Consider the following 299-nt stretch of genomic DNA (forward strand, 5'->3'; position numbering starts at 1 on the left):
TCGCCCTATTCAGACTCGCTTTCGCTGCGGCTCCGGCTCTTCACCTTAACCTTGCACGGGAACGTAACTCGCCGGTTCATTCTACAAAAGGCACGCCATCACCCCTAAAACGGGCTCTGACTTTTTGTAAGCACACGGTTTCAGGTTCTATTTCACTCCCCTTCCGGGGTGCTTTTCACCTTTCCCTCACGGTACTGCTTCACTATCGGTCGCTAGGAAGTATTTAGCCTTGGCAGATGGTCCTGCCGGATTCATACGGGGTTTCACGTGCCCCGCACTACTCGGGATCCGTCTCGGAG

General features: G+C 54.5%; 1 rRNA gene. It reads right to left on the reverse strand.

Features of this window, described 5'->3' with window-relative positions:
• Window positions 1–299: ribosomal RNA gene (locus FS818_RS28455) — 23S ribosomal RNA — on the reverse strand; the annotation flags it as partial.

This window comes from Paenibacillus xylanexedens (assembly GCF_007680605.1).
GTDB lineage: Bacteria > Bacillota > Bacilli > Paenibacillales > Paenibacillaceae > Paenibacillus > Paenibacillus xylanexedens_B.